The organism is Puia sp. P3 (genome assembly GCF_050632245.1).
Lineage (GTDB): Bacteria > Bacteroidota > Bacteroidia > Chitinophagales > Chitinophagaceae > Puia.
This window is the reverse complement of record NZ_CP192583.1, coordinates 1980192-2007076: the sequence shown is the minus strand read 5'-3', so window position 1 is coordinate 2007076 and position 26885 is coordinate 1980192. Positions and strand designations below refer to the sequence as shown.

The following is a 26885-nucleotide window of genomic DNA, read 5'->3' as shown; positions in this document are numbered from 1 at the left end:
GGGAAATTCTGCGGCGTCAGCTCGCTTTCCACCGGAACGTCCGTTTTGGTGCAGGAACCCAACAGCGCCAACAGGCCGGGAATAAGGTATATGATGCTCTTTTTCATTTCTTTCGTTTTAAAAGCCAACATTCAGCCCCAGCATAAAAGCGCGGGTACGGGGATAGTAGTCTTTGTTGTCGACTCCCGGCGTAAGTCCACCCAGCGCAACTTCGGGATCGATGCCCCTGTAGCCCGTGATGATAGCAAGGTTATTCCCTGACGCGTACACCCTCATCGACCGCATCCCTTTGAAAAAGGAAGGGAAGCTGTATCCGATAGTGACATTGTCCAGCCGCAGATAGGAAGCGCTTTCTACATAACGGTCGGAATAGATATAGGCGCTGATGTCTTTGGAAGACTCCTGCGAGGAAAAGACCGGGAGATTATAGTTGGTCACCTCGACCGGGCGGTTCAGGTCGGCAAGGGTTGCATTCATGATTTTGGCGCCAAGCGAACCACGGACAAAAATATTCAGGTCGAAACGCTTATAGGTAAATGTATTTCCCCACCCGATCTGCACTTTGGGCTGGGCGTTTCCGGCATAGTAGTAATCAGCAAAATTCTTCGGCGCCGTCGTTGTCTTCCCGCTCTTGTCATAGAACTGTGTGATTCCCCTGGGCATTCTTGCCAGCATATTTGAACGTAAAGAACTGTCCCACCGGATATCCCGATTTCAGGATCTGCACAAAAGACCCCGTCTGACCCTGTCCACCAGGCGAAGCCTCGAATATCGAATCCAGCTTGAACACATTATCGGAGAGGGACACCAGCCTGTTTGCATTGTGGTAAATATTGAAAGAGCTCACCCATTTGAAACTGGCCGTCCGCACCGGCGTGGCCTCCAGCGTCAGCTCGAAGCCCTTGTTGGAAATAGACCCCACATTGGCCGTGAACGTACTCACGAAATACTGGATAGTCGATACCGGGTAGTACCAGATAAGGTCTCTGGTCATTTTGTCGTAGTATTCCATACTGCCGGTCAGCCGCCCGCCGAACAGCGAGAAGTCGATACCCGTATTGAACATGGCCGTCATCTCCCATTTGAGGTTGGGGTTCGGGTTTTGCGCAGGGCCGATGCCGTTGACAAAATTGCCGTTGTAATAGAATGCACCGAAGGAACCGTACCTCACTTTGGAGATCAGCGGGTCGAATCCAAGCGAGTTGCCGGTTATACCATAGCTGATCCGCCATTTGAGGTCGTCGAACAGCGTCTGGTGTTTCAGAAAAGGCTCGTCGATAGCGCGCCAGGCAAAGGAGGCGGAGGGGAATGTAGCCCAGCGATTGTTCACGCCAAACGCCGAAGAAGCGTCCCGGCGCAGGGAGGCCTGCAGGAGATACCGGTGCCTGAAATCGTATTTGGCGCGGGCGTAGAAAGATATCAGCCTCAGTCGTTGATATTTATCCGTTCCCCAGTCCACCCGGTAGTTGCCGGTGGGGCTGCCCAGTCCGATATTCGTGAACCCCAGGTCATCCGTGGGAAAATTCTGATTGCTGGCCTGAAAACCGTCGCCGACAACATCCTCCTGCCAGCTGTATCCTCCCAGCGCATTGATCGTGTGGTCGCCGGCGCTGTGATCATAGGTGAAAAAGGTCTCCACCATCTTCCGGGTACTCCGGAACGACGAACGATAAGCCTGGCCATTTAGGCCTGTTTTGAGTGTATACTTGCTGGTATAATAGGTGCTGCTGTCGTCCTGCTCCGTTTGGGAGGTGAGGCTAAGGTCGTATTTAAAGCCCAATGGCAGGATCACCTGCACGGTCCCGTTGAGGGTGGTTATCCTGTTCTTCACCTGCTGCCACGCATTGTTCTGCAGCGATACGGGGTTATAGTACTGGACCCGCTGCAGGTTTTCCGTATAGCTGCCGTCGGCCATTTTTACGGGCACGGTGGGGAGATACCGCAGCATATTGTAAAGGATAATGCTCTGATCGGGCAACAGGTCCGAATTGGTGGCGGATGATCCGACCGAGACGCCTAACTTAAGATGATTGTTAAAAGCCCGCTGCCCGACATTGATGCGGCCGATGAGGCGGTTCATCGCTGTATTTTTTAAGATCCCCCTGCTGTCGGTATAATTGACCGCAGCGTTGTAGGACGTATTGCTGGCGCCCCCGCTGAGAGAGACGTGATGATTCTGGGAGACCGCCGTCTGTGTAACTTCCTTTTGCCAGTCGGTATTGGCGCCCCGGTCATCGGAAGGGTCCAGCGCAAGGCTGTTCCGCTTCAGGTAGTCTTTTAGCTGACCGGCGTCCATCATCTTTATCCGGCGCGCAACGGTTTCCGCCGACACATAACCGTCGTAGCTGACCAGCGTCTCCGCCTGCCTGCCCTTCTTCGTGGTGATCATGATCACGCCATTCGAGGCGCGTGTTCCGTATATAGCCGTAGCCGAAGCATCCTTCAGGACGTCGATGGCGGCGATATCATCCGGCGAGACCAGCCGCACGTCGGCGCCCGCCACTCCGTCGATGACATAGAAGGGCTCCTGCGCCGCGCCGGTACGCAGGGTCGACGGACCACGGAGGATGATCGTCGGCGCCCCATTCGGATCTCCGCTGCGGCTAATGGTCAGACCCGCGACCTTGCCCTGCAGCAGTTGGGCCGGGCTGGTGAAATTGCCGTGGTTGAATTCTCCGCCCGGCACCGTGCTGATACTGCTGCTCAGCAGCCTTCGCGACTGCTTGCCGTAGCCGACGACGACTACTTCATTCAGTGAAGAGCCATTCTTGTGAAGTGAAAGGTTCAGTACGGTCGGCGAAGAGGCGGATACCTCCAGGTCGCGAACCTCCTTCTCCCCCATAGGTCATATGGCTAATGGTTACCGTATAGGTACCGGCGGGTAGCGCCAGCCGGTAACGGCCATCCTCGTCCGTCAGAACGCTGCGATCGCCGGCACTGACGGTAGCGCCGGCCACCGGCTCTGCCGTTTCCGCATCCGCAAGCGTCCCGGTGAGGGCCTCGGCGGAGCCACGCGCAGAGCCCGGCCTTTTGTAGTTGGGGTTGGCAGAAAGCACCACCAGACCGCCCCTCAGCGACCAGACCAGCGGGCTTCCCGAAAATATTTTGTCCAGTACCTGCCTGGCCGTGGCCCCCTTTAACGCAAAATTGATATCCCGGTTGTAAAGGCGGATATTGTTCTCGTTGTAGGAGAAATTGAAGCCAAATTGCTTTTCCAGCCCGGCAAAGGCCTGCTGCAGGGTAGCATGCCTGAAATGTACATCCACCCGCCGCGAACTATCCTGCGCATGCAGGAAGGAATATCCCCAGACCAGCGACAACAGCAGAAACGCCTTTTTTATCATTGGAAAGTGATTGTATTTCCCTTCCGGGTATAGCGAACACCAGCCGTGACTGCAACGATATCGAGGGCTTCCTCCAGGCTCCTCCTGTCAAGCACCGTAGTGATCAGAATGGACTGATCGGCAGGGTGGGTATATCGGATGACAACACCATAGTAGCGCTCCAGCTCGTCGGTGACTTCTTTCAGCGGACGCCTGCGCCAGCTGAGTACGCCCCTCCGCCAGGCCCCCACGAACGAAGCATCGGGCAGGCTGTCCGCGACAATCCTGTGGGAAACGGAATCATAGTGGAGCTGCTGCCCCTTCTCCAGCGGAGTGACCCGGCCTTCCTTTCCAACACGTACTTCTACCTTCCCCCGGGCGACGGCCACTGCTACTTCCCCACCAAAGTGACGGATATTGAACTCGGTTCCGATATCCACGGTGGACAGCTCCCCGTGACAACGGTAAAAGGGCGACTGCCGCCATGCCGCACTGCGAAATAGCCTTCTCCGTCCAGAAGGATATTCCGGTTGTTGCTATTATATCCCGCATCATATTTTAGGGTGCTGGCCGCGCCCAGATAGACAAGAGAACTGTCCGGCAGATACAGCGTCTTTCTTTCCCCTACGGCCGTCTGAACTACTTCCCACTCCGGTTCGCTCCCGGAGTCACCCGACCGGCTGACCAGCCAGCCGATGCCGGCCAGGACAAAAACTACGGCGGCGGCGGCGGCTGCCTGTCTCCATCTACTGGCTGGCAACGGACGTACAGGCGCCAGCTGGGCGCGAAAACGATCGTACTTTTGTTCAAGGTCGGGCGACTGCGGCTGCTCCTCTTTCCGCAGCGCCATCCATTCATCCCGAAGGAAATTATCCAGACTTTCGCGATAGGCGGGGTCGTGAAGATATTCCTGCAGAATGCGCAGGTCGCCGATGGAATGATTGCCCTTCAGCCACGAAAGCACTATTTTTTTGTCGATCTCTCTTTTTGTCATCAAACTAATTTCTATACCGGCATACACCGATTCGTTTCACTACCCCTATTGGTAACAATTTCTTAATAAAAGACTAGAGGATTATACTGGTGAGATATTGTAGCATAGCCACGCGGAGTTGCTTGAGGGCCGCTGCGATCTGATTTTCGACCGTCCTTGGAGAAATATTCAGCTGGCCGGCGATCTCTTTATAGCTCAGTTGTTCGTTGCGGTGCATCTGATAAATAAGCCGGCGCTTTTCGGGCAGAAGGGAAATACTTTTGTAGTAGACGGACTCCAGTTCTTTCGACAGTATCTCGTTGGGAATGACCATCGGTTCTCCGGTCCTCGCCCCTTCATTACCGAGGCTATCCAGCGACAACAGATTGTCCACGCGACGCTGCCAGTGGTTGATCAGTCGGTTGCGGGCTGCCGTAAACAGATAATTCTCAAATGTAGCCGCTTCTCTGATCAGCGCCTTTTTCTCCCAGATCTTCGTAAGTACTTCCATCGCAAGGTCTTCCGAAAGCACGTCGTTCTTCAGATAGCGGAAAGCGTAGCGGTATAACAGCGGATAGTAGTAGGTAAATATTCCTTTGAAAGCGTCCTCGTCATTCCTCAGCCAGGACCTCACCTGATATTGTATAGCATTCTCCATATTAGTTAGCAAGCAAAGTAAACAAGCAAATATGAACTGAATATTACCTGGGTTAGCGGATACAAAAAACCGGAGCGGAAATCGATCATAACTGATCCCCGGCCCCGGCCATTACAATTACTGCGATCGCAGATTACTTTACGTTCTGTCCAACGATCTTGGCAAGGTCAAACATCGACACCTGGCTCTTGCCACCGAATAAAGTTTTCAGTTTGGCATCGGCGTTGATCATACGCTTGTTCGTCTTGTCCTGGAGATTGTTCTTCTTGATGTAGTCCCAGATCTTCTTGATGATCTCCGTTCTCGGGAGAGGCTTACTTCCGATAACGTCGGCCAATGCAGGGCTCGGATTGAGAGCTGCCATAAAGGCTGCATTAGGCGTTCTTTTTTCTTGGGAGCGGCTTTCTTCGCTGCTTTTTTCGGAGCAGCTTTCTTCGCTGCTTTTTTAGGAGCAGCCTTTTTTGCTGCCTTTTTAGGAGCAGCTTTTTTGCGGCTTTCTTCGCGGTCTTTGCCATGTTAACTAAAATTTAATTGGTTAGTGAACCTAAATTACTACTTTTTCCAATATAACAAGTAGTATTTGCTCACACGGTAATCCCCATTCTCCTCGAAGCCCCCCCTCCTGTCACACTGTTCTCACGCGACGAAAGGCCGGTCGATCGCCGGGCTGGGCTGGGAAAACCACCGGGGTCCGTCCTCCGTCATATAGGCGCAATCCTCCAGGCGAACCCCAAACTCCCCATAGATGGCGACCATCGGCTCGACGCTGAAACACATCCCGGGCTGGAGCGGCTGCTTATTCCCCAGGACCATATTCCCCCATTCGTGGATATCCATGCCGATGCCATGACCCGTCCGGTGGGGCAGGCCGGGGATCTTGTAGCCAGGGCCAAAACCCGCGTCCGTTATGACTTTCCGGGCAGCAATATCCACCTGTTCGCAGGGGACGCCAATCCTGGCGGCCGCAAAACCCGCCGCCTGGGCCCTCTTCTCCAGGTCCCAGATCTCCCGCTGGCGCCTGGTCGGCTCGGCGCCATAGACCACCGTCCGGCTGATATCCGAACAATAGCCCTGCACCTTACAGCCGTCGTCCATGATCACCACATCCCCTTTTTTCAGGTACTGGGTCTGGATACTTCCGTGGGGATAGGCGGAGGCCGGCCCGAAATTGGCGCTCAGGTCGCCCCGGACGCCCAGACGGGAAAAAGCGTCCGCCGCTATCGACGAAAAATCCGCCGGTGTCATCCCCTCGTGCAGAAGGGCGATGGACGCCTTGTAAAGCCGCCACCGTAATATCGTTGGCTTTTTGCATCAGGGCCAGCTCCGCGGGTGACTTGATCATCCGGCAGTTCATCGTCACCGGATCGCCGCTGACATAATTCAGCTGCGGCGCCTCTTTCCGGACCCCGTCGAAGATGAAGAAACGTACCCTCTCTTCCATCCCGATCGTCCCCGCCCGGATGCCATAGTCCTTCAGGATCCCCGCGATCACTTTATAGGGACTCTCGTGCTCTTCCCAGACGCGAACCTCGGTGCCTATCTTTATCAGCTCGCGCAGCCGCTCCGCCTCAAAAGCGGGACTTACATATTTTACGTCCCCCTTTGCCGGGATAACAGCCACCATCGGCCGCTCACTCTGCCCCCAGCCAATCCCCGTGAAATACACCATCGAGGTCCCCGGAATCCAGGACCAGTGCCTCGATCTTATTCTCCACCATCAGCCGCTGTGCCTTCTGTATCCGGGCCTGCCGTTCTTCTACTGTAATAGGCACCACGTCGCCGGTCATCGGCTTCAGGTCGTCCAGTGCCGGCTTCCTGCCCCCGGGGCCCCGCGTGGAAAGGCAAAGAATTAAATCCGGCCGCTGCCAGCCCGGAAAGACGGATAAAATCTCTTCTTTTAATACTCATGTAACAAATCAACTAACTTCTACCGACACAAGCTTCCCATATTTTAGCCTTTTCCTCCCAAATAAGAAAGGGGGCCCTGGAAAAGGCCCCCGTAACTATTAACTCTGCATTATTTGCATTTTTTACGATGCCGTCCTGTAAACAAATCCTTTTAAGATCACATTCAATACCCCATTTTCCTTCTTCACCTGCATCGTCGTGGGATAATATCCGTTCGTCCTATATTTTGCCGGCTGGGGAATTACCCGCTCGAAGGCGGAATTCGCGTCCAGAAAAGCCACTGGTGATCATCGGCTCGTAGAACGTCACCTTACCGTCATAGGTTCCATATAGGAAGGTCTGGGTAAAAGGCTGACCGTTCAGCTCGGGCGTCGTGACGTCGACCCAGTGCGTACCCATCTCCGGCACCCCGCCGGGGAAGGGACGTAGGTTTGGGGCGAGGTATCCCTGCGCAGGGAAAAGGAGGAATTTGGAAGAATCCTGCATATATGGCGGAATAGCCAGCCGTTCCGATTCAGACTGAATATAGAAATGGAAATCGAAATGCGGCTTGTCGTATATCCCGGCCGGCTCGTGTCCGTGGGGGTTCCATTCCAGCAGCGCGTGTGTAAATGGCGTGACAGCCGCCTTCGGATGGAACTTCAGCGACAGCTCATCCGACGCTGAATGCGACTCATCATTGCCTGGATCGAGGGTTGACAGCGCCGCCTGATCGATGGCTATGGCCATCATTTCCGGGTGACCATCTTTATTAGTCTGCAGCCAGGTCCAGGCCTTCCCGCCCTGGAATTGCTGATCCGGGCCCTTAAAAACGTTATCACCGTCATTGTGCTTCTTGCACGAAGCCAGCACGATCAGCGAAAAAAGAAGATGACAATCTTTTTCATTGTTGGTGTTTTTGATTTTGTTCCGCAAAGATGTCATCCTCCTGGGCCGTTGAAAACCTTCCCCTGTATGAATTGTCATTACTACCGGACGAATTGAAAACGCTATCTCCAACCCCCATTCCATCCATCGAATGCCTCAACTCATACTCTGCGCCATTTTCGGGCAACCCTCCGTGCTATAGCTTGGCGCAAAATTTTAACCATGCGACGTTTTATAAGAATCCTTAAATGGACCGGTATCGTGCTCGGCGCCTTCATCACCATCCTGACGATCACGGTCCTCTGCCGCCAGAATCTTCACTACACGGCCCCTTATCCCAACATAACGGCATCGGCTGACAGCGCCACCGTCGCCCGCGGCCGCCACCTCGTATTCGGCCCGGCTCACTGTATCAATTGTCACAATCCGAATAACCCCGACTCCCTCGTCGCACTCGGACAGGACCCGCCCCTCACCGGGGCCGTCGCCTTCAACCTCCCCGTAGGCACGATCTATTCAAAGAATATCACGCCCGACAAAGCGACCGGCATCGGAAATTTCAGCGATGGAGAGATTGCCCGCGCACTCCGCTACGGCGTACACCCCGACGGTACTCCCGTATACGATTTCATGCCCTTCCACAATCTCAGCGACGAAGACCTCAGGGCCGTCATTTCCTGGCTGAGGGCACAGAAGCCGGTATATCACAAGGTACCCGCCGACCGGCCCAATACGCTGGGTTATATCGTCAGGGCTTTTCTCGTCAAACCCGTCGGACCTTCCGGACCCGTACCCGAGGGCTGTAAAGGCCGACACTACCGCCGCATACGGAAAATACATCACCCACAGCATCGCGGAATGCAACGGCTGCCACACCCAGCGCGATATCTCCGGGGCCTTTACCGGGGCGCCCTTTGCCGGCGGCGGAAATGTCGAAGGCTTCGTCACACCCAACCTGACCCCCGACTCCTCCGGCCGCATCTTCAACTGGTCGCAGCAGGATTTCATCAATCGTTTCCGCAAAGGCAAACTGGTCCCCGGCAGCCCCATGCCCTGGTATAGTTTCGGCCGCATGTCGGACGACGAACTGAAAGCCGTATATCAATACCTCAGGACTTTGAAGCCTGCCAAAATGCCCGCAGTTCATTAACCAAAAAGCTCAGCTCATACGCCCCGGCATTGCCCAGCGCCCCGCTTCGACCCAAATTTGCACCGTCATAAAAACACCATCATGTCAAAAGCTACTCCTATACTCCTCTTCACCCTGCTGCTGGCTGGCCACAGTTACGGCCAGTTCGGCAGCCTGATCAACAAGGCAAAGAACAAGATCAACCAGCGCATCGACCGCAGGGTCGACCAAACCATGGACAAGTCCCTCGACGAGGCAGAAGGCAAAGGCGCGCCCGCGACCGCGCCTGCACCCTCCGCCACCGAGCCCTCCCTCGCCAGCTTTTCCAAATACGATTTTGTCGCCGGCGAAAAAGTTCTCTACGCCGAAGACTTCGCAGAGCAGTCCATCGGCGAACTACCCACCGGCTGGAACAGCACCGGAACCGGCGAGGTCGTTACCCTCGACAAATTCGCCGGTCGCTGGCTCCGTCTTCACAAATCCGTGTCCTATCTGACCGGCAGCAACAACAGCTTCGGACAGGACTATACCGTCGAATTCGACCTTCTCCTGCAGCTGAAGAATAACGGGTGGATGTATCCGCAGTTCATCGTCTCCCTGCTCGCCAGCCGCGACCTGTCGCCCGACGACAACAGTCTGTTGAAGGACTACCGGCAATACGCCTCCGCCACGGCAACGATCGCCCCCTTTGAGAACAACGGCTCCAGAGCGATATTCGAAGCCTTCAAAGAAAAATCCTCCACCTTCAAAGGCGACCTCATCAATATAGGTCAACTTCAAAACTGGTACGGACAACCGATGCACGTCGCCATCCAGGTGCAAAAACAACGGTATCGGTGCTGGGTCAACGAGCTGAAGGTTTTCGACGTGCCAAAGGGCGTTCCCACCGCCGATACCATGAACCAGTTGCGCCTCGAGGTCGGCAGCACCAACTATCCCGAAGAAGGCTACGGCGTAGCTACGTCGGCAACGTCCGCATCGCCACCGGTCTTCCCGATACCCGCCACCGCCTGATCGAAGAGGGAAAATTCTCCACTACCGGTATTTGCTTCGATCCCAATAGCGCCGCAATCCGTCCCGAATCCTACGGCGTACTGAAAGAACTCGCCGCCGCACTCAAAGAGAATCCGTCGGTCCGGATAAAGATCGTCGGCCATACCAGCAGCGACGGAGACGATGCCGCCAATCTGGAACTTTCGAAAAGACGCGCCGCCGCCGTAAAAGACTTCTTCGGCAGCGAATGGAAGATCGACGGCGCCCGCATCGACACCGACGGCAAAGGCGAGACCGAACCCGTCGCCGACAACAAGACAAAAGAAGGCCGCGCCCAGAACAGACGCGTCGAATTTATCAAACTCTAATCTGACAAAACAATGAAACAGACCATTCGCCTTAGCGCAGCCGCAGTCCTGGTCTTGCTGAGCTGCAATCTTTTCTCCTTCGTCGTCGCTCCCCGCCTCGCGGAAGGCATCTGGCAGCAGCCGGGCATCACCCAGCAGGACGGCGCCGACAAGATCAAAAAAGTTTTCTCGACGGCTATTTCCACTATGAAGGCCTGAAAACCGCAAAGAACATCGCCAATCGCGGGAAAGCTACCGCCGACCTGCTGGCCTATACAAAACAGTATCTTTCCGGCCCGGTCTTCAAGTCCGCCTATGACAGGATGCGCAAGGATTCCAAACCCTCCGAGCCCGTCGACTACACAAGACCAAAAGAACAGATCCGCCAGGACAAGATCGCCGAGACGAAGAAGTTACTCGCCAGTACGGAGAACGCCATCAACACCGGTAACGCCGACATGAAAAAGGTCATGCAGCCGATACTGGAGATGCACAAAAAGAACCTGTCGGACTACCAAAGCCCTAACAGCCAGACGATAGAGATGCTCTACCAGAGCCAGCTGGACCGGCGGAAAAAAGAACTGGAGGACTATAAAAAATATACCGCGCAATGGCAGGAAGAATATCCGGAAGACAGCCGTACATTCGTCAAACGGCGCATCCAAAAATATCTCACCCTCGCCGCCACTGTCGACTTCTCAGCCACCACCCACGAAAAGAACGGCAAACAAATTTTCGACAAGTCCGAATTCCAATACAAGAGCAACGACTGGAAGATGATCTATCGCGCAGGAAAGGACGTCTATGAAATCGCAAAACCTTTTACCGACAACTGGATCAAGGAACTACAATAACAACCTCAAACTCTAAAGACCATGTACCAACACCATTTCCCCGGAGGACACCCCACCATCCTCGTAACCGGCGCCACGGGCGCACAGGGGGGCAGCGTAGCCCGCGCCCTGCTCAACACCAAACGCTATACCGTACGTTGCCTTACCCGCGACGCAAAATCAGACAAGGCCGCAGAACTCCGGAACGCCGGAGCAGAGCTCGCGGAAGGCGACCTGAGCGACAAAACCAGCCTGGTCGCCGCCATGAAGGGCTGCCATGGCGTCTTCGGCCTCACCAATTTCTGGGAACACTATGAAAGGGAATTCCAGCAGGGCAGGAATCTTATAGACGCCGTCAAAGACTCCGGCATCTCCCATTTCGTCTACAGCAGCCTGCCGCCCTACCTCGAGCTGAGCAGCGGGCAATTACCCGTCCCGCACTGCGATATAAAGGCCGCGCTGGAGAACTACACCCGCTCGCTGGCCCTGCCCGCCAGCTTTCGTACATATCGCCTTCTACTACGAGAACTTCTTTTCCTTTTTTCCGCCGCAGAAAAGAGAGGACGGCTGTTACTATTTCGGCTTTCCCCAAGGGGACACGCGCCTGGCTATGGCCAGCGTCGAAGACATCGGCCCGATCGTAGCCCAGGTATTTGCCTGTCCGGAGATCTATCTGCACCGTACCGTCGGAGTCGTAGGCGAGGACCGCAGCTGTAAAGAATACGCAGCGATCATGAGCCGGGTACTGGGGCTGACCGTCCGCTATAACCATATCCAGCGCGACGTATACTCCGGTTTTGGTTTTCCCGGCGCCGAAGAGCTGGCCAATATGTTCGAGGTACAGCGGCTCTATATCCCCAGACGCAGCCAGCATCTCATGGAAAGCTACTGCATGAACCCTGGAATGCAGAGTTTCGAATCCTGGCTCGTAAAGAACAAACGCCGATTTCTCCAACTTTTAAACGATACCGAATATGCGTAAGAAGTACTCGACCACTGGAACCCTCACTATTATAACCTTCGTCATCTGCATTGCCTGCAACGAGGTCAGTTCCGAAGGATTCACCCCTCCCATCGCCGACCCTATCCAGCTCGTCAAACGCGGGCGGTACCTCGTCAACGCCATCGGCTGCGACGACTGTCATTCTCCAAAGAAAATGGGACCGCACGGCCCCGAGGTCGACAGTTCGCGCCGGTTCTCCGGCTACCCCGCCGGCAGGCCGTTGCCGGGCTTCGACGCAACCACCGCGAAGAACTGGATCCTTTTTGGGGGCGACCTTACGTCCTCGGTAGGTCCCCGGGGTATATCCTTCGCAGCCAATATCAGCTCGGACCCCACCGGCATCGGCAACTGGACGGAAGCCCAGTTCATCCGTTGCATCCGCGAAGGCAAATGGAAGGGGCTGGAACAGGGCCGGCCCCTGCTGCCACCCATGCCATGGGAGAACTTTCGCAAGCTCAGCTACGAGGACCTGCGCTGCATCTACGCCTTCCTGAAGACGACAAAGCCGGTGAACAATACAGTGCCGCAGCCCATTCCCCCGGGAGGAATGCCGCCCGCAGTGAAATAAATGAATTTTTTATAGTAATTTGACCACCCTAACTAACCTATGCAGATACGACGGTATAGCAGAATTGAGCCGATGATCTTCGTCTGGTTTATGCTGCCCTATACTGTCCTGATCAACCTCCTGCTCTTCGGCTACTGTACCTTGTCATCCATCGGCAGTTTTTCTCCCGCCTGGGTATCTCGGCGCTCTATTTCGCGGTGATCTATTCGATATTCGGAATGGCCGCCATGCTGGTGAAGAAACGTTTTCCCGGCGATCACGAGCTGTACAGGCGGGCCGGCATCATGCTGCCCCTGTTCAGCGTCATGAACCTGCTGACCGTTCAGGGCGTCTACCTGCTGTACGAGGCGGTGCCCATGGGCGACTGCTCCGTCCAGCGCAGCATGCAGTGGTGGGTGACGGGCTTCGCCTGCCTTGCCAGCGCTATCCTGACCTTTGTCAACGAGGCCGGCCTGGGCTGGGAGAAATGGAAGGCCGCGATGATGGAGACCGACCGCCTGCAGAGCGCCTACCAGAAAAGCCGGCTGATGAGCCTGCGACGCCAGTTGCATCCGCACTTCCTGTTCAACTGTTTCAATACCCTGTCCAGCCTGATCCAGGAGAATGAACAGGAGGCGGAGAAATTCCTCGACGAGCTGACCCGGGTATATCGCTATCTTCTGAAAGGCGCGGAAGAGCAGCTGGTCGACCTCGGCGAAGAGATGAAGTTCATCGACGCCTATCTCTATCTGGTCAAGACGAGGTTTGGCCCCGCCCTCGATTTTGACATCCGTATAGACTCGGCCGACGAGACCAAAAAGATTGCGCCGATGAGCCTGCTGGTCGTCCTCGAGAATATCATCTACAGGAATGCATTCAGCAAGTCCGAACCGCTGGGCATCGATATCCGGACGCTCCAGGACGGCTCGCTGATGGTCACCAATACCGTTCAGCCAAAGCCCGTCACGGGCGACGGCCCCGACCGAGGAGGAAGGGCTGGACGACCTGGTCGGCAAATACAGGCTGCTGGGCAGTCAGGGAATAGTCATCCACGAGACGCCGGCAAGCCGGTCCGTCCGCATACCCCTCATCGAAAAAAGCGAGCCGTCATCATGAAATTCTCACGACCTCTGAAAGTACAGATCCTGGGCTTCTGGCTATCGATGCCTTTCATCGTGCTCGCCTATAACGCCATCCTCTATCCGGGGCGGTTCCTCACGGACTGGCGTGTATGGACGTTCAGCTGGCCTCTGATCTACGGCATCGGCATCGTATCCTGGTATGCGCATATACAGTACGACCACGCGATCCGCCGGCAGTTTCCGACGCTGAAGGAGACCCGCAAGCGCATCCTGTATAAGGCCCTGACCAATCCCCTTATCATGACGCCATCCGTCCTGTTGATCTTCTGGATCTATGACCGCTGGCATATTCTCGGCTATCAGATGCACGTCCGCGACCTGAAATGGGGCTACCTCATCGGACTTGCGATCAACCTGCTCTTCGACACCCTGTGGGAAGTGTTGTTTCTGCTGGAAAAGTACCGGGAGAGCCTGCAGGAAAAGACCCTTCTGGAAAAATGAGTATGGAGCACGAGTTCGAGAACCTGAAGGGGCAGATCAACCCGCACTTCCTCTTCAATTGTTTCAATACGCTCTCGTCCCTGATCGAGGAAGACAGCACGGAGGCCGAACGGTTCCTCGGACGAACTTAGCAAGGTCTACCGCTACCTGTTGCGAAACAACGACAGCGGTGTCAGCACGGTAGAAAAAGAGATCCGGTTCATCCAGTCCTATTTTCAGCTGCTCAGGACAAGATACGGGGAAGGCCTCCAGCTGAACATGGACATCGACCGGCGCTATTTTCCCTATCAGTTGCCCTCCCTGAGCCTCCAGCTGCTGGTGGAGAATGCCGTCAAGCACAATATCGTCTCGCGACAGCAACCCCTGATCATGGATATATTCACGACGGCCGGCAACCGGCTGGTCGTCAATAACAACCTGCAGCGCAAGACGCTGGCTGTTACGTCCACCCGCATAGGGCTCCGCAACATCGAGGCAAAATACCGGCTGCTGAAGGAAGAGGGTTTTCAAATCGTGGAAGGGGAACAGAATTTTATGGTGGTACTGCCGCTTATCTGGAATAACAATTAAAACTCTAAACGCTATGAACATTCTGATAGTAGAAGACGAGGAAGCTGGCCGTAAAGAAGATACAAAAGACCCTGCTATCGATACAGGACGAGGCCGTGGTCGCCGGCGTCACCGACAGCATAAAAAGCACGGTGGAATGGCTCCAGCAGAACCCCGCGCCCGACCTGATCCTGATGGACATCGAACTGGCCGACGGGCAGAGCTTCGAGATCTTCAAGCTGATCGACGTCACCAGCCCCGTCATTTTCACGACCTCCTACGACGAATACGCGCTGAAAGCCTTTAAGGTCAACAGCATCGACTACCTGCTCAAGCCTGTGCAGAAAGAAGAGCTGCAGCTCGCTCTCGACAAGTACCGCCAGATGAATCTCCGCTATGCGACAAAAGAAACACCCGAAGGAGAAGCCCGCCTCGACGTCCTGCTGAAAGAGCTGCGGCGGCAGCTGGAACCAAAGGAATACCGGCAGCGCTTTCTCGTCAAGCACGGGCAGAAGCTGGTCAGCATCGGGATCGGCGAGATCGCCTATTTCTTCAGCGACGGCAGGCTCAACTTCTTCCGGACTGCCGACAGCCGGAAGTTCGTCGTCGACTATACGATGGACGAGCTGGAAGAAATGATCGATCCGCGGATGTTCTTCCGCATCAGCCGGGCCTTTTACGTTAGTCCCGGCTGTATCGAGAGGATCGAGGAATACTTCGGCAATCGCCTCATCCTGAGTCTTCGCCCCGCACTGGAAAAAGAGGCGCTGGTCAGCCGGGAAAAAGTGACCGATTTCAAAAAGCTGGATGGGCAAATAAAGAGAACGGTCGTCCCCTTTTCATCGGTATGAAGGTCGAGGGCGCCGCGGATGGCCGCGGCCCGGCTACGCGCCTCTTCCATCAGTCGCACCGAACGGCCGCTGCGATGGTCGATGCGTATCCCCTTAGAATAAATGCTCAGGTTCAGCATGCCGTGATCCTGATCCAGCTGAACCAGCGTGTCCTGTCCATTGGCCTCTTCCACCACTACACGAAGCACCAGCTTGTAGATCAGCAGCAGCTCGTGCCGTATATTCATATCCGGGTGCAGATGCTCTACCCCGGCCGCAGCATGCAGCCTGATCCGAACGCCGTGCCGGTGGTTCAGCGCCTCCGCGAATTCCCGCATCCGGTCGATCGCCTTCGCCATATTATCGTTGACCGGATCGATTGCCCACAGCATATCGTCCATCGCAATGATCATATTATGGCTTTTGTGATGGATCTCGTTGATATAGTTGATGGCCTGCTCCGGGTCCTTCTCCGCCTTGATCCTTGCGATCTCGCTGAGCACGTTGATATTCTGCAGCGCCTGGTTGACCTCTTCGTGCAGGTTGTTGGAGATATCGCTCCGCATATTCTCCAGCGCGGCCTTTCGCTGCATCCGCTGCCGGTCAAGTATATACAGCAGGGCCGCACCCGCCAGCAGCACCAGACAGAAGAACCACCAGCTACGCCAGAAAGGCCCCTGAACGTATACCGACAGCTCGCGCATATGCGGACTAAAGAGTTTCTCAGCATTGGTGCCGTGCGCTTTAAAGACATAGCGGCCGGGCGGAAGATAGTTGTATACAGCTTCACCCGACCGGTTCTCGAGCCAGTCCTTATCGAGGCCTTCCAGCCTGTACATGATCTCGCCGATGTCCTGGTAGGCAAGCGTCGACAGCGAGATCCGCAATGAATTCTCGCCAAATGGCAGCTCCAGCTGCTGCAGCTTTTCGATGGAGTCGACAGACAGGGGCTGGTTGTGCACGGAGATGCTGGTGATCTCCACGTCGTTCGGCGCCGACTCTGAATTTCTGAACTGCGACGGCTGGAACACGAGCACGTCGTGCGTCGTGCCGATCGCGACCCGGCCGTCCTTCAGCTCTGCCGAGGAACCCATATTGAACCCGTTGCTGCCGACGCCGTCCATCTCATAAAAGGTCGTTGCCGATTGCTTGGGAAAATTCAGCTTGTGAAGCCCCTCGGAGTTCGTTATCCAGACATAGCCCTTCCTGTCGAGAAGCACGTTGGTCGCGCCGCTGAACAGCGCCCCATGAATACTCGTGTCGCTGTGGATCCGTCCGGTACGGACGTTCAGGATATCGAGGTTGTGCGTGGCAATGATATACAGGCTGTCGGAATACTGGACGATATCAGCGGCTCCGACGCCGCTGAGCCTGCTGCCCTCCTCATCGGTGGTCGTATAGTGGTGGAGGATGGCGCCGTCCGCCGGCCGTATATGGTATACGCCCTCCGTTTCCGTACAGGCCCAGATGTCCCCGCAATGGTCGAGATACAGACGCTGCACCGCGCCATTCAGCGAACTCATCAACTGATAGCCGGCCGTCCGCGCGTCCCAGCGGATAAGGTCGCCGCGATGCGTCCCCATCCAGATATTGCCGGCCTTGTCCTGAATCATCTGGCGGATCGTACTGTGTTTGAAGATCGGCAAAACCAGTTCTTCCGTCTTATGCGTTGCCCAGTGCGAGACAAAAAGCCAGCCGTGCTGGTGCCCGCTCCAGATGTCTCCGTTGGGCCGTTGGATGACACACCAGGCCTGGTTCTGCCGCTCGTTGTGCGGAAACAGGTTTTCGATGTACCACCGTTTCACCGGTCTGAACAGGCTGTCATAGGCGAACAGACCATCTCCCCAGGTACTGACGACGATATCGCCATTGAGTAACTGCCTGGTCCCGGTCACCTCGGAAGTATAAACGCTGTCCCTCCCCGGCATTCGGTTGGCTACGGCGTGACAATGCTGGAGGCCGGGGTTGAACCAGTAAAGTCCTCTGTCCGTGGCCAGCCATATATTTTGCTCCCTGTCTTCGATCCACTGCTGCACTACGTCATAGTACAGGCTGAATTCGCCGCTGGCATTCGGACGCACCAGTTCGAACGCCTCGCTGCCCGGCCGCAGAACCAGCAGCATATTGACCCCGGCCAGCACCACCGTTCCATCACTGGACTCCGAGATCTGGTTCATTTCATTATACCGTCCCTGCAATTCGTGCCCGATGGATGGGTTCCAGTTATGTTCCTTTCCCGTTCTGACGTCCACACTGAAATAGTTGGCTCCCCAGCCGCCGAACGGCCAGTACATCACCCAGAATCGGCCGGTTCGGTCCAGATACGGAAAACCAATATTCGTATACTTGCCAAAATGAGAGATGACAACGTCGTTGTCGGGGTTGTGCCCTCTGTATGACAGGGTTTGTGCGACAGGGTTGTATTTGACAAGCCCAGAATCGGACCCCATCCAGCAATTGCCGGTGCTGTCCTGAAAAAAGGCGATGGCCATCCAGCCCGGCGGCATCGGGAAGGGCCTTCCTCCCGGATGAAAGGCTTTGATCTTTTCGTCATAGGTCAGGACGGCCCGGTTGAACAGGAACAGCATGATATGCCCCGAATTGTCGGTAAAAAGACGCCCCTTGCCCTTATTCCGGTCGTCTTCGGAGATGATCGTAGGAACTTCGTGATACTTCAGGTCCGAAAGATCCATATAGCCCACTCTGTTAAAAGCCGAGCGGATCCAAAGCCGGTTGTTCTTATCCAGCAGCAGCTGCTGCACGACGTTATTGGGAAGCGAGCGCGAATCGTTCAGCCGGTGCTGAAACAGCAGCATACGGTATCCGTCATAGCGCTGTAGCCCATTGCTCGTTCCTATCCAGATATAGCCTTTTTTATCCTGCTGCAAAGACATCACCGAATTCGATGCCAGCCCATCCGGGATGCCCAGCCGGGTAAAAAGATACTGGTGCTGGGCGGCAAGCCGGCCGGCACTAAGGCAGAGGAAAAGCAGGCTGTATAGGAGAATGCGCAATTACGACGGATTTGTCGGACAAGATAAGCCGGAATGGGCGGGAACCCGGCCAGTTCATACCCTTTTTTTGACAGTTCATGCACTATTTGCCCAGTATCGAATTGAAGGTGCTGTAAGGCACCGCGTCATCCGCAAACGTAAAGGTCCCCTTTTGCTGCACCTCTTCCGCCGCATGCAGGAATGCCCCATAGGCGGCACGCGCCAGCGAAGACCCGAGACTCACCCTCCTGACACCGAGCGCCCCGAGGTCCTTCAGCGTTAGCTGGCTTCCCGCAAGGCCCATGATGACGTTCACCGGCCTGGGGGCTACCGCCTTTACGACCGCGGAGATCTCTTCGGCGGTCCGAATACCCGGAGCAAAAAGCACGTCGGCGCCTGCTTCGGCAAAGGCCACCAGACGGCGGATCGTATCATCCATATCCGGCCGGCCCTTGAGGAAATTTTCCGCGCGTGCCGTGAGCATAAAAGGTATCGGAAGGCTGCGTGCAGCCTTCACCGCGGCCCGGACACGCCTTACGGCCAGGTCGAAGGGATAGATCGGGTCTTCCGGATGGCCCGTCGCGTCTTCGATCGACCCGCCGCAAAGACCGGTCTTTGCTGCCAGCAATACAGTCTCCGCCGCAGTCTCCGGAGAGTCGGAAAAACCGTTCTCAAGGTCTGCGGACACCGGAAGAGCCGTCGCTTCGACGATCGATGCCACATTCGCCAGGGTCTCGTCCCTGGTGACCTTCGCCAGCTGTCCGGCTTTCCGAGCGAGAAGGCCAGCCCTCCGCTGGTCGTAGCCAGCGCTTCAAAGCCAAGGCTCGCCAGCATTTTGGCAGAGCCGGCATCCCACGGATTGGGGATAACAAAAATGCCCGGACGCTCGTGGAGAGATTTAAAGGCAGCAGCCTTGTCGGCGCGAGAAATTGGCATAGCAGCTCTATTTGTTGTGTTCATAAACTCTTCGGGCCTGTGTCACCAGGCCGAGGTAATTCCTGTCCAGCACGTTGTTCGCCGAGAAATTTTTCCTCGGCCATTTTTTCGATATCGGCCCAGGATATCCCCGACGCATAGCCGGGATCTTTCAGCTTCATGCCAAACAGCGCAATACAGGCGGCCTTCCGTTGTTCAACCGAAGCCCTGTCAAAGTTAATCAACTGGTTGGGACAATTGAATCCAATTTTTAACGCGCCCTTTTTGCCTGGAAGGCAATAGCCGATGGTGATATCGGCGATGTTCTCTATATCGGCCGAATCTTTTTTCGGAACCAGTTCGAAAAGCGCCACCACCGAATGACCGGAAGCGACCTTCCCGCCTTCCAATCCGCGGGCGCTGTCCATGGACGCGCTCCTGTCGAATCCGATCAGCCTGTATTCCTTCACCAGGCTGGTGTCAAATCCGGCGGTGATACAGACACTGTCCGCGACGGTACAGACATTCGGCCCGAGCTCGTTCAGCAGTACCCTTTCCGCATCCTCCGTCTCCTCCACGGCCGCGAAATTGCCATGCCCCGTCTTGGCCATCCAGTGGTAGTTCGGAATTACGGATGCTGTCCATTCCTACCCCCATACAGGACAGGCGTATACCGGCCTGCGCCTGTTCGTCGATCAGGTCTCCCCAACTCCTGGCGGCCGGAGCCTCCATTGCTGATATCTCCGTCTGTGATCAGAATGACCTTGTTATTACCGCCGGGCACCATCTGCTGCTTCGCCACCTGATAGGCGAGTTTGAGACCTTCGATACCCGGGGAGGGACCATCCGGCCTCAACCCTTCGATGACCGAGAGCAATTGTCCCTTTTTCGAACCGGGTACGCCTTGCACCGCGACTCTACCCTGCCGCCGAAAACGACGACGGACACGTTGTCGTTGTCCCGGAGATTCTTTATCAGCAGAGGAAAACCCGACCTTATCAGGGGAAGTTTGCGCGGCATATCCATCGACCCGGACGCATCGATCAGATAGACCAGGTTGGCCGGCGGCGTTCCCTGACGGTCACTGATACGCGCACAGGTATTTACATACAACAGCCGATGCGATAAATTCCAGGGACAGGACATCAGCCTGGACGCACAATGAAATAAGGCTCCGTCGGCCGGCTCTTCATAATACAGATTGAAATAGTTGAGCAGTTCTTCGACCTTGACCGCTTCCACCGGGACCGGCATCCCCATGTCCAGGAAACGGCGGATCATGGGATAGGACATCCCGTCGATATCCGCGGGGAAAGAGACCTTTGCACCGGAGGTCGCCGATAAAAGCCTGCCCCTTTTTGCCGGCGCAGGGACCCGCATCTTAAGGGTGATCTGCACAAAATCCGCCGACCGGATGGCCATACGGTAGGGCTCATACCCCGGCATTGCAAAAAGCAGGGAGTCCTCACTGTTCCGCGAGCTGATCTCAAAATTACCCTCGAGACCTGTCTTATAGAGTGAGCCGGTGGACCGGACGAGGACTGCGACGTTCTGCAGCCTGTCGCCATGTACGTCCCTCACCTCTCCTGTAAAGAAGTACTGGGAATACGCTGGGACGGAGCAAGTGAATATAGAGGCGAATAAAAGTAGATGTAGCTTCAATAAAGTTATTTTTGACCGGCAATATCCTTATTAAGATACGACACATTTGCAAATCCACAATATGCAAATGCAGTGCCAGCCAGCAGCTTACTCCGCCCGCAGGCTCTTCACCGGATTGGCCAGTGCCCGCCCTGACCGCCTGATATCCGATGGTTGCGAGCGCCACGCCCGTGACCAGCAGCCCTGCCAGGACAAATATCCACCACGAGAGATCGATCCGGTAGGCAAAATCGCTCAGCCAGATATTCATCGTATACCAGTGCCAGTGGGACCCGCTATCAGAAAGGCAATAGCGATCAACCACAAGAAGTCCGATGAAAAAAGTGTGACGATCTGCCCCAGCGAGGCGCCCAGCACCTTGCGGATACCGATCTCTTTTGTCCGCTGTTCCGCGGCAAACATCACCAGACCCAACAGACCCAAACAGGAAATCAGGATGGCCAGGGACGCGAACAACAGTGACAACCGGGTCATCAGCAACTCGGTCTCATACATTTTTGGTACTCCTCGTCCACGAACTGATAGGCGAACGCAAATTTCGGATTGATCTCCCTGTAGACCTTTTCGATACCGGCAAGCGCCTGCCGCGTCTGCCCCGGCAGGGTTTTGATCATAACCACGCCAAAATATTCGTACTCTTTTATATCCAGCAATATCGGGACGATGGGGTCACGAAGCGAATTGGAATGAAAATCCTTTATCACGCCGATGATATGTCCCTTCTTCTTCCAGGCCTGGACCCATTTCCCGATGGGGTTCTTCATCCCCATTTCCCTGGCGCCCGTCTCATTGATAAGAAATGCATCCGAGGAATCCGTCGGATTTTGCGGCGAAAAATTGCGCCCTTCCGCGATCTTCAGACCGAGCAGCCGGACAAAATCGAATCCGACGGAAGAAGGATTGACCCCGACTTTCGAATTTTTGCCCTTCCCCTGCCATACGATCTGGTCGTCCGTCACCAGGAAATTCATGGAATGCGGCTCCTCGCTGCTGCGGTCGACCACCGCAATACCCGGCGAAGCCAGCAGCTCCTGCTTGAATAGCGCATATCCTTTTGGGTTTGACAGCTCGCCTTCGATGCGCACATATATGATATTTTCCCGGTTGTATCCCAGATTGGTCGTCTCTACATAATTCGTTTGCCTGGTGATGACGATCGTGGCGATCAACAGGAACAGCGAAAGCACGAATTGAAAAACGGTTAGTCCCTTCCGGAAAAGGATCGAGCTTTGCGTATACCTGACCACTCCCTTCAATACCTTTACCGGCCGGAGAGAAGATAGGTACAGCGCCGGATAGCTGCCCGCCACCAGTCCCGTTACCAGCATGACCGCGGGCAGCGTAACCCAGAATCCGGGCTGCGTCAGCGGGTAGCGGATATGCTTGTCCGTGAATCCGTTAAAGGCGGGTAACAGTACTGCCAGCAAAAGCAGCGACAACAACATCGCTAAAAAGGAGAAGACGAGCGACTCGCCGATGAACTGACCGATGAGATGCCCCCTCGTCGAACCTACCACCTTCCGCAGGCCTATCTCTTTCGCCCTCCGGACCGACCTCGCCGTGGCAAGGTTCATAAAATTGACGCAGGCGATCAGGAGAATAAAAAGGGCAACGCTGCTGAAGATGCGGACGTATTCGATACGCCCCGCCTCCGGGCGGCCATTTACAAAAACGTTGTAAAGGTACTGGTCTTCCATACGCTGCAGCCCCGCATGCAGCGCGGCTCTGTCAGCAGGGGCCAGCCGCGTGGCCAGCCAGGCATTGATCGCTGTTTCCGTCTTCCGCGGGTCCGCGCCGGGCGTCAGTTCCATATAGGTACGAAAACCATTGCTCGCCCATTCCAGATGACGACTCTTCTGCGCCTCCCAGGACAGCAGGAAATCGCAGTGGAAAGAGCAGCGCTCCGGAAGGTCTTCGAAAACGGCCGACACGGCCAGATCCATTTTGTTCTCATACCGCACGGTCCTGCCCATGGCCGCATGGGCGCTTCCAAATAGCGACTCCGCCGTCTTTCGGGAGATCGCTACACTGTAAATGCCCGCCAGGAGCCGTAGAAGGCCTCCCCTCCAGCAAAGGGAAGCCGAAGAGGCTAAAAATCCTCCGCTGGCCCGGGCCCCGTCGAACTTGATGACCTTGTCGCCGACCTGTAGCGTCTCAGGATGTCCCCAGGGAAGCTCGTAGCCCGTCGCATAATAAACGGTATTTCGCACATCCGGCACCGACCCCGCCGTCTCCTCCAGCGCGAATTCCCGTGTTTTTTTCACGATTGAACGAGATCGGCGTGTTATACCCGCCCTCCACGTGGCCATCGGCGGCAGAGGTCATGTAGACGGTATACAGATTCTTTTCCTTCGGGTAATTGCTGTCCACACTCCTTTCATCCTGCACCCAGAGAAAGATAAAAAGGCAGCAGGTCATGCCCAGGGCAAGACCGAAAACGTTGATGCCGGCATACACTTTATGCCGCAGGATATTCCGCCAGGCGATCCTGATATAGTTCTTTAACAATGGAAATGAATTAAGACCATTTCACCGCGAAGAAGATGCCCTTTTCCCAAATTTCTGAGAACCAAAAAATTACGCAAAATGCGACGCGAACAACTGTTCGCTATCGATACACCCGTTGTCCGCGGATATATTCGGCGACATCCACCATAGGCGCCACCCAGATCTCCTTTTCATGCTCTTTGAGATAACCGATCAGCCGCCGGTGGTCTTCGAGTGCCACGTTGATATTGTGCCCTCCGCCCACGCCATGAAAAAGAAAGACGATCAGACTGCGGGACTCCATGGCCTGTTTCACCAGCCCGATCATATAGTCGGCGTTCTGGCCGTTGATGCCATAACAGCGGATATTCGAAAGATCGGTGCGGTCAACCGTTTCCAGGCCGGAGTTCGTTCCGCGGGCGGCGACAAAATCGTTCTTCAGCGAATCGTAGAACAGCGTATCCCTGATGCGCAGGTCGCCGCAGGGAAAGGCAAAGGTCCGTGCCGACCTGCCGTCGATAGCCGAAAGCAGCTCGTTGTTGGCCCTTATCTCGTTGACGGCGCGCCTGACCGTATACTTCGACAGGTCGTTTTCCGATGTTATCCAGTTGCGGCCCGGCAGACTCCCATCGCAGGGATGGAACAGGGAGTGATTCCCCAGTTCGTTCCCTTTTGCCGCCACCTTCCGCCAATCCCCGATGCGTCGGCTTACCGCGGGTGAAGAACCGATCAGATAAAAGGTGGCGGTCAGCCCGGCGCTATCCAGTTCGGGCATCACCTTATCGAGGTGATTGTCGATGGCATCGTCATAGGTCAGGACGACCGCGCAGCGTTTGTGATCCCATGTCCCTGTCTCTTTGGGAGGATAGATCCTGTACCGGCCGCCGCAGTGAAGAAGGCTCATGATATGCAACAGACCGTCATAATATCTTTCTACCCACTGCTGCGGGACTGGCGAATTCCACAACGCCTCGACGAACGCCCTGCTGCCCGGCCGCGTGGCTGAAAGACCCGTCACCGCATTCGTGGCGACAAGCCCGCTGGCGTGCCTGTTGTCCAGTTTTTGTCCGTCCAGCGTATACTGGCAGCCGTAAGTATCCATACCCTGCGAGGCAAAAAGGACTCGATACGATCGCTCAGCACCCGTTCGCCCTCGTCCTTACCCCACCAGTTGTAGTCCACCGACCAGTTGCTCGCCGTTCGCCAGGAATCGAATGAAAAATTGGCCGACCGGTGGTTGCGCGGCGAGACGAAGGGAGTTCCGTCAAAATTGGCGTAGTCCGGCGCCAGCCCGGTCCGGGGATTGCTGGCTTTTCTGAAATACGCCCGGCTGGTATCCGCTGCCGCCGCCCAGAAAGCGCGGTCCTCCTTCGGGCCCCAGCGCGCCCACAACTCATAAAAAGCCGGCAGGTGATAGGACGGATCGGAGAAGCCCCCGCGATCCACGCCCGGTACAAAACGGATGATCCTGGCATCCTCATTGACCATCGTGGCGATGGTGCGCATTCCGAATTTTGTCGGACCGGACTTCAGTGGATGATGCCGCATCGCCGACAGAATTTTATCGGCCCAGGCCTGGTAATTGTAGATGCCCGAGCCATTGCCCCAGCGGCCCGCGGCAAAATAGAGCGACATGACAAAATATTCCTCTCCGTCCGGCGCCGGCGTCTCCTCGTTGGGAGTACCATCCCTTTTCAGGGACCAGGAAAAATACCCGGCCGAAGGATGCGCCTCATCGCTGATATACATATAGCTCATCGCATAGTTCCATATTGCATCGAACTCCGCCTTTCTGTCCGGCTGGACGGCGATCATCATCCCGTAGGACATACCCTCGCTGCGGATATCATAGTGGGGGACGTCGCTGACATACGCCAGCGGACCATTGGCATTGCTGCCCGCCGGGAAATAGACGGCCTGGCTGCTGTCTCCGTGAAACAGCTGCTGAAAGGCCGAATCGATTTTTACGGAAAGCGCCGCCTCGCTATGACCATTCTCGCGGAAAAGATTGCGGTAGACGCCCGTGGCGTAGGCGCCGCGTCCGTCGGAGAGGGACTGACCTTCCGAACAGAGGGTAATGACAGAAAGGAAAAGGGCAAACAAGCATTTCATACCCCAATATAAGTCAAAAAATTGCAACCGATTACATTTTTCGTGAACCACCCCGGTAGCCCGAGCGTGTGAATATATTCGGGATGTGCCGTCCTGATCTTTTGCAGCTGTATATATTTATCGCTGCCAACGGACGATTATTGTCTGCAAAAACCAGGTGCCTGCTATTTTTATCTTCAGGCAACCCCTGCATTCCCTCGGGCGTTTTCCATACCCAGAAACTATTTCGAACAACCAATTTTTTAGTAACCTGTACATTCCAGGGGACCAGTTTTCATTTTTTATTTAAACAACCATGAAACTTAACAACCACCATTTCGCAATGGCAGGCCTTGCCATTGGCATTCTCTTCAGCGCCGCATCCTGCTCCAAAAAAAGCAATGACAACCCTCCCGCTCCTCCCCCCGTGCCTAAAATACAGGTACAGCTAGCGGACAACGCCGAGCTTCGGCAAGATCATGACCGACAGCAACGGCCGGTCGCTCTACTTCTTCTCGGATGACGCAGGCGATACCTCTACCTGCTATGGCGGCTGTGCAACGGCCTGGCCCATCTTTTACGTCAACAATCCCACACTGTCGGACGGACTCAAAAGCAGCGACTTCGCCACGATCACCCGCAACGACGGCAGCAAACAGACTACTTATAAAGGCTGGCCACTGTACTACTTTGCTCAGGACAGCAAGGCCGGCGACGTGAAAGGCGATCCGGTCGGCAAGGTCTGGTACGTCGCAAAACCCGACTACACCGTAATGATCGCCAATGGACAACTGAAAGGCAATGACGGCAATCTCTACGATTCGCTGTATAATCCGGGAACGGGTCTCACGCGCTACATCACTGACGACCACGGACACACGCTGTACAATTTCAAGAACGATTCGTTCAACATCAATAAATTCACGAAAGCCGACTACAGCAACAACCCTTCCTGGCCGGTCGACACCCTGTCTTCCATCGGCAGCGTGCCCTCTACGCTGAACAAGACCGATTTTGCCAATGTCACCGTCGTAGGCCGTACCCAGCTGACCTACAAGGGACGCCCCCTGTATTTCTTTGGTCCTGACGCCGCCAAACGCGGCAGCAACAAGGGCATCAGCATCCCCAACGTCAACAAACCCATCACCTGGCCCTACGCCAACGAAAACATTACTCCGGCGCCAAAACAATAAT

32 protein-coding genes and 5 pseudogenes are annotated in these 26885 nt (G+C 55.5%); 15 read left to right on the top strand and 22 right to left on the bottom strand.

Annotated features, from left to right (window positions below; translation table 11 throughout):
• Positions 1-117: 117 nt before the first annotated feature.
• The 11 genes and pseudogenes from ACQ86N_RS12140 to ACQ86N_RS12090 all read right to left on the bottom strand — a co-directional run bounded on the left by ACQ86N_RS12140 (position 118) and on the right by ACQ86N_RS12090 (position 7777).
• Complete coding sequence (locus ACQ86N_RS12140; RefSeq protein ID WP_431215374.1) at positions 118-663, bottom strand: hypothetical protein; 546 nt, start codon at positions 661-663, stop codon at positions 118-120.
• Complete coding sequence (locus ACQ86N_RS12135; protein ID WP_431215373.1) at positions 635-2842, bottom strand: SusC/RagA family TonB-linked outer membrane protein; 2208 nt, start codon at positions 2840-2842, stop codon at positions 635-637. The genes ACQ86N_RS12140 and ACQ86N_RS12135 overlap by 29 nt, the downstream gene beginning before the upstream one ends.
• On the bottom strand, positions 2748-3344 hold the full coding sequence (locus ACQ86N_RS12130) for a carboxypeptidase regulatory-like domain-containing protein (RefSeq protein WP_431215372.1): 597 nt from the start codon (positions 3342-3344) through the stop codon (positions 2748-2750). The genes ACQ86N_RS12135 and ACQ86N_RS12130 overlap by 95 nt, the downstream gene beginning before the upstream one ends.
• A complete protein-coding gene (locus tag ACQ86N_RS12125; RefSeq protein ID WP_431215371.1) occupies positions 3341-3763 on the bottom strand; it encodes a FecR family protein in 423 nt (140 codons plus the stop codon). Before ACQ86N_RS12125 ends, ACQ86N_RS12130 begins: the two co-directional genes overlap by 4 nt.
• A complete protein-coding gene (locus tag ACQ86N_RS12120) occupies positions 3715-4317 on the bottom strand; it encodes a FecR domain-containing protein (RefSeq protein ID WP_431215370.1) in 603 nt (200 codons plus the stop codon). The genes ACQ86N_RS12125 and ACQ86N_RS12120 overlap by 49 nt, the downstream gene beginning before the upstream one ends.
• Before the next feature lie 73 nt (positions 4318-4390).
• Positions 4391-4954 carry an RNA polymerase sigma-70 factor gene (locus tag ACQ86N_RS12115; RefSeq protein WP_431215369.1) on the bottom strand — a complete coding sequence of 188 codons (564 nt, stop codon included), beginning with the start codon at positions 4952-4954 and terminating at the stop codon, positions 4391-4393.
• A 133-nt stretch (positions 4955-5087) separates the two neighbouring features.
• Complete coding sequence (locus ACQ86N_RS12110; protein ID WP_431215368.1) at positions 5088-5318, bottom strand: SWIB/MDM2 domain-containing protein; 231 nt, start codon at positions 5316-5318, stop codon at positions 5088-5090.
• A gap of 272 nt (positions 5319-5590) precedes the next feature.
• Complete coding sequence (locus tag ACQ86N_RS12105) at positions 5591-6199, bottom strand: M24 family metallopeptidase (RefSeq protein ID WP_431215367.1); 609 nt, start codon at positions 6197-6199, stop codon at positions 5591-5593.
• A gap of 151 nt (positions 6200-6350) precedes the next feature.
• Positions 6351-6578 (bottom strand): annotated as a pseudogene (locus tag ACQ86N_RS12100) (hypothetical protein); the annotation flags it as partial.
• 7 nt (positions 6579-6585) lie between these two features.
• Entirely contained in the window at positions 6586-6741 is a 156-nt protein-coding gene (locus tag ACQ86N_RS12095) for a hypothetical protein (protein ID WP_431215366.1), read from the bottom strand.
• Positions 6742-7081: 340 nt separating this feature from the next.
• Positions 7082-7777, bottom strand: coding sequence for a hypothetical protein (locus tag ACQ86N_RS12090; RefSeq protein ID WP_431215365.1), 696 nt, complete (start codon positions 7775-7777; stop codon positions 7082-7084).
• 655 nt (positions 7778-8432) lie between these two features.
• Here ACQ86N_RS12090 and ACQ86N_RS12085 point away from each other — a divergent pair.
• The 14 genes and pseudogenes from ACQ86N_RS12085 (at position 8433) to ACQ86N_RS12020 (ending at position 15564) form a co-directional block, all read left to right on the top strand.
• Positions 8433-8879, top strand: coding sequence for a c-type cytochrome (locus ACQ86N_RS12085; RefSeq protein ID WP_431217377.1), 447 nt, complete (start codon positions 8433-8435; stop codon positions 8877-8879).
• An 81-nt stretch (positions 8880-8960) separates the two neighbouring features.
• Entirely contained in the window at positions 8961-9872 is a 912-nt protein-coding gene (locus ACQ86N_RS12080; RefSeq protein ID WP_431215364.1) for a hypothetical protein, read from the top strand.
• Entirely contained in the window at positions 9836-10219 is a 384-nt protein-coding gene (locus ACQ86N_RS12075) for an OmpA family protein (protein WP_431217376.1), read from the top strand. Before ACQ86N_RS12080 ends, ACQ86N_RS12075 begins: the two co-directional genes overlap by 37 nt.
• A 12-nt stretch (positions 10220-10231) precedes the next feature.
• Positions 10232-10417, top strand: a complete 186-nt coding sequence (locus tag ACQ86N_RS12070; protein WP_431215363.1) for a hypothetical protein — start codon at positions 10232-10234, stop codon at positions 10415-10417.
• Between the two features lie 104 nt (positions 10418-10521).
• Positions 10522-11052: a hypothetical protein gene (locus ACQ86N_RS12065; RefSeq protein ID WP_431215362.1), complete on the top strand. Its 531-nt coding sequence runs from the start codon at positions 10522-10524 to the stop codon at positions 11050-11052.
• 21 nt (positions 11053-11073) lie between these two features.
• A pseudogene (locus ACQ86N_RS12060) lies at positions 11074-11520 on the top strand (NmrA family NAD(P)-binding protein); the annotation flags it as partial.
• A gap of 19 nt (positions 11521-11539) precedes the next feature.
• Positions 11540-11740, top strand: a pseudogene (locus ACQ86N_RS12055) (NmrA/HSCARG family protein); the annotation flags it as partial.
• Between the two features lie 24 nt (positions 11741-11764).
• Positions 11765-12013, top strand: a complete 249-nt coding sequence (locus ACQ86N_RS12050; protein WP_431215361.1) for a hypothetical protein — start codon at positions 11765-11767, stop codon at positions 12011-12013.
• Positions 12006-12602 (top strand): diheme cytochrome c-553, encoded by a 597-nt coding sequence (locus ACQ86N_RS12045; RefSeq protein ID WP_431215360.1) that lies wholly within the window; start codon positions 12006-12008, stop codon positions 12600-12602. The genes ACQ86N_RS12050 and ACQ86N_RS12045 overlap by 8 nt, the downstream gene beginning before the upstream one ends.
• 72 nt (positions 12603-12674) lie before the next feature.
• Positions 12675-12803 carry a hypothetical protein gene (locus tag ACQ86N_RS12040; protein ID WP_431215359.1) on the top strand — a complete coding sequence of 43 codons (129 nt, stop codon included), beginning with the start codon at positions 12675-12677 and terminating at the stop codon, positions 12801-12803.
• Positions 12800-14164, top strand: coding sequence for a sensor histidine kinase (locus ACQ86N_RS12035; RefSeq protein ID WP_431215358.1), 1365 nt, complete (start codon positions 12800-12802; stop codon positions 14162-14164). The genes ACQ86N_RS12040 and ACQ86N_RS12035 overlap by 4 nt, the downstream gene beginning before the upstream one ends.
• Positions 14161-14295, top strand: a complete 135-nt coding sequence (locus tag ACQ86N_RS12030) for a histidine kinase (protein ID WP_431215357.1) — start codon at positions 14161-14163, stop codon at positions 14293-14295. Before ACQ86N_RS12035 ends, ACQ86N_RS12030 begins: the two co-directional genes overlap by 4 nt.
• A gap of 19 nt (positions 14296-14314) precedes the next feature.
• Positions 14315-14734, top strand: a complete 420-nt coding sequence (locus ACQ86N_RS12025) for a hypothetical protein (protein WP_431215356.1) — start codon at positions 14315-14317, stop codon at positions 14732-14734.
• Between the two features lie 95 nt (positions 14735-14829).
• On the top strand, positions 14830-15564 hold the full coding sequence (locus ACQ86N_RS12020) for a LytR/AlgR family response regulator transcription factor (protein WP_431215355.1): 735 nt from the start codon (positions 14830-14832) through the stop codon (positions 15562-15564).
• A 704-nt stretch (positions 15565-16268) separates the two neighbouring features.
• On the opposite strand, the pseudogene ACQ86N_RS12015 reads toward ACQ86N_RS12020, so the two are convergent.
• From ACQ86N_RS12015 to ACQ86N_RS11965, 11 genes and pseudogenes are all read right to left on the bottom strand, one after another.
• Positions 16269-18557, bottom strand: a pseudogene (locus tag ACQ86N_RS12015) (ligand-binding sensor domain-containing protein); the annotation flags it as partial.
• An 82-nt stretch (positions 18558-18639) separates the two neighbouring features.
• A complete protein-coding gene (locus ACQ86N_RS12010; protein ID WP_431217375.1) occupies positions 18640-19293 on the bottom strand; it encodes an isocitrate lyase/PEP mutase family protein in 654 nt (217 codons plus the stop codon).
• 11 nt (positions 19294-19304) lie between these two features.
• A pseudogene (locus ACQ86N_RS12005) lies at positions 19305-19472 on the bottom strand (isocitrate lyase/phosphoenolpyruvate mutase family protein); the annotation flags it as partial.
• A 20-nt stretch (positions 19473-19492) separates the two neighbouring features.
• The gene (locus tag ACQ86N_RS12000; protein ID WP_431215354.1) at positions 19493-20062 is read right to left on the bottom strand and encodes a YfbK domain-containing protein; all 570 of its coding nucleotides are present in this window, start codon (positions 20060-20062) and stop codon (positions 19493-19495) included.
• 17 nt (positions 20063-20079) lie between these two features.
• Positions 20080-20328, bottom strand: a complete 249-nt coding sequence (locus tag ACQ86N_RS11995) for a hypothetical protein (RefSeq protein ID WP_431215353.1) — start codon at positions 20326-20328, stop codon at positions 20080-20082.
• Positions 20304-21113: a VWA domain-containing protein gene (locus ACQ86N_RS11990; RefSeq protein WP_431215352.1), complete on the bottom strand. Its 810-nt coding sequence runs from the start codon at positions 21111-21113 to the stop codon at positions 20304-20306. Before ACQ86N_RS11990 ends, ACQ86N_RS11995 begins: the two co-directional genes overlap by 25 nt.
• A gap of 246 nt (positions 21114-21359) precedes the next feature.
• Entirely contained in the window at positions 21360-21608 is a 249-nt protein-coding gene (locus tag ACQ86N_RS11985; RefSeq protein WP_431215351.1) for an ABC transporter permease, read from the bottom strand.
• Positions 21587-23377 (bottom strand): ABC transporter permease, encoded by a 1791-nt coding sequence (locus ACQ86N_RS11980; RefSeq protein WP_431215350.1) that lies wholly within the window; start codon positions 23375-23377, stop codon positions 21587-21589. Before ACQ86N_RS11980 ends, ACQ86N_RS11985 begins: the two co-directional genes overlap by 22 nt.
• Positions 23268-23621 carry an ABC transporter permease gene (locus tag ACQ86N_RS11975; protein ID WP_431215349.1) on the bottom strand — a complete coding sequence of 118 codons (354 nt, stop codon included), beginning with the start codon at positions 23619-23621 and terminating at the stop codon, positions 23268-23270. Before ACQ86N_RS11975 ends, ACQ86N_RS11980 begins: the two co-directional genes overlap by 110 nt.
• Before the next feature lie 100 nt (positions 23622-23721).
• Positions 23722-24702, bottom strand: a complete 981-nt coding sequence (locus ACQ86N_RS11970; protein WP_431215348.1) for a polysaccharide deacetylase family protein — start codon at positions 24700-24702, stop codon at positions 23722-23724.
• Entirely contained in the window at positions 24615-25712 is a 1098-nt protein-coding gene (locus tag ACQ86N_RS11965) for a glycosyl hydrolase family 8 (RefSeq protein WP_431215347.1), read from the bottom strand. The genes ACQ86N_RS11970 and ACQ86N_RS11965 overlap by 88 nt, the downstream gene beginning before the upstream one ends.
• 458 nt (positions 25713-26170) lie before the next feature.
• Between ACQ86N_RS11965 and ACQ86N_RS11960 the strand changes: the two genes are divergently transcribed.
• Positions 26171-26884, top strand: a complete 714-nt coding sequence (locus ACQ86N_RS11960; protein WP_431215346.1) for a hypothetical protein — start codon at positions 26171-26173, stop codon at positions 26882-26884.
• Position 26885: the final 1 nt, after the last annotated feature.

Coding starts and splice junctions, on each gene's coding strand:
- ACQ86N_RS12140 (WP_431215374.1), bottom strand. CDS start 663: ATGCCCAGGGGAATCACACAGTTCTATGACAAGAGCGGGAAGACAACG.
- ACQ86N_RS12135 (WP_431215373.1), bottom strand. CDS start 2,842: ATGGGGGAGAAGGAGGTTCGCGACCTGGAGGTATCCGCCTCTTCGCCG.
- ACQ86N_RS12130 (WP_431215372.1), bottom strand. CDS start 3,344: ATGATAAAAAAGGCGTTTCTGCTGTTGTCGCTGGTCTGGGGATATTCC.
- ACQ86N_RS12120 (WP_431215370.1), bottom strand. CDS start 4,317: ATGACAAAAAGAGAGATCGACAAAAAAATAGTGCTTTCGTGGCTGAAG.
- ACQ86N_RS12115 (WP_431215369.1), bottom strand. CDS start 4,954: ATGGAGAATGCTATACAATATCAGGTGAGGTCCTGGCTGAGGAATGAC.
- ACQ86N_RS12110 (WP_431215368.1), bottom strand. CDS start 5,318: ATGGCAGCTCTCAATCCGAGCCCTGCATTGGCCGACGTTATCGGAAGT.
- ACQ86N_RS12105 (WP_431215367.1), bottom strand. CDS start 6,199: ATGACACCGGCGGATTTTTCGTCGATAGCGGCGGACGCTTTTTCCCGT.
- ACQ86N_RS12095 (WP_431215366.1), bottom strand. CDS start 6,741: ATGACCGGCGACGTGGTGCCTATTACAGTAGAAGAACGGCAGGCCCGG.
- ACQ86N_RS12080 (WP_431215364.1), top strand. CDS start 8,961: ATGTCAAAAGCTACTCCTATACTCCTCTTCACCCTGCTGCTGGCTGGC.
- ACQ86N_RS12070 (WP_431215363.1), top strand. CDS start 10,232: ATGAAACAGACCATTCGCCTTAGCGCAGCCGCAGTCCTGGTCTTGCTG.
- ACQ86N_RS12065 (WP_431215362.1), top strand. CDS start 10,522: ATGCGCAAGGATTCCAAACCCTCCGAGCCCGTCGACTACACAAGACCA.
- ACQ86N_RS12050 (WP_431215361.1), top strand. CDS start 11,765: ATGAGCCGGGTACTGGGGCTGACCGTCCGCTATAACCATATCCAGCGC.
- ACQ86N_RS12045 (WP_431215360.1), top strand. CDS start 12,006: ATGCGTAAGAAGTACTCGACCACTGGAACCCTCACTATTATAACCTTC.
- ACQ86N_RS12040 (WP_431215359.1), top strand. CDS start 12,675: ATGATCTTCGTCTGGTTTATGCTGCCCTATACTGTCCTGATCAACCTC.
- ACQ86N_RS12030 (WP_431215357.1), top strand. CDS start 14,161: ATGAGTATGGAGCACGAGTTCGAGAACCTGAAGGGGCAGATCAACCCG.
- ACQ86N_RS12000 (WP_431215354.1), bottom strand. CDS start 20,062: ATGGCCAAGACGGGGCATGGCAATTTCGCGGCCGTGGAGGAGACGGAG.
- ACQ86N_RS11985 (WP_431215351.1), bottom strand. CDS start 21,608: ATGTATGAGACCGAGTTGCTGATGACCCGGTTGTCACTGTTGTTCGCG.
- ACQ86N_RS11970 (WP_431215348.1), bottom strand. CDS start 24,702: ATGGATACTTACGGCTGCCAGTATACGCTGGACGGACAAAAACTGGAC.
- ACQ86N_RS11965 (WP_431215347.1), bottom strand. CDS start 25,712: ATGAAATGCTTGTTTGCCCTTTTCCTTTCTGTCATTACCCTCTGTTCG.
- ACQ86N_RS11960 (WP_431215346.1), top strand. CDS start 26,171: ATGACCGACAGCAACGGCCGGTCGCTCTACTTCTTCTCGGATGACGCA.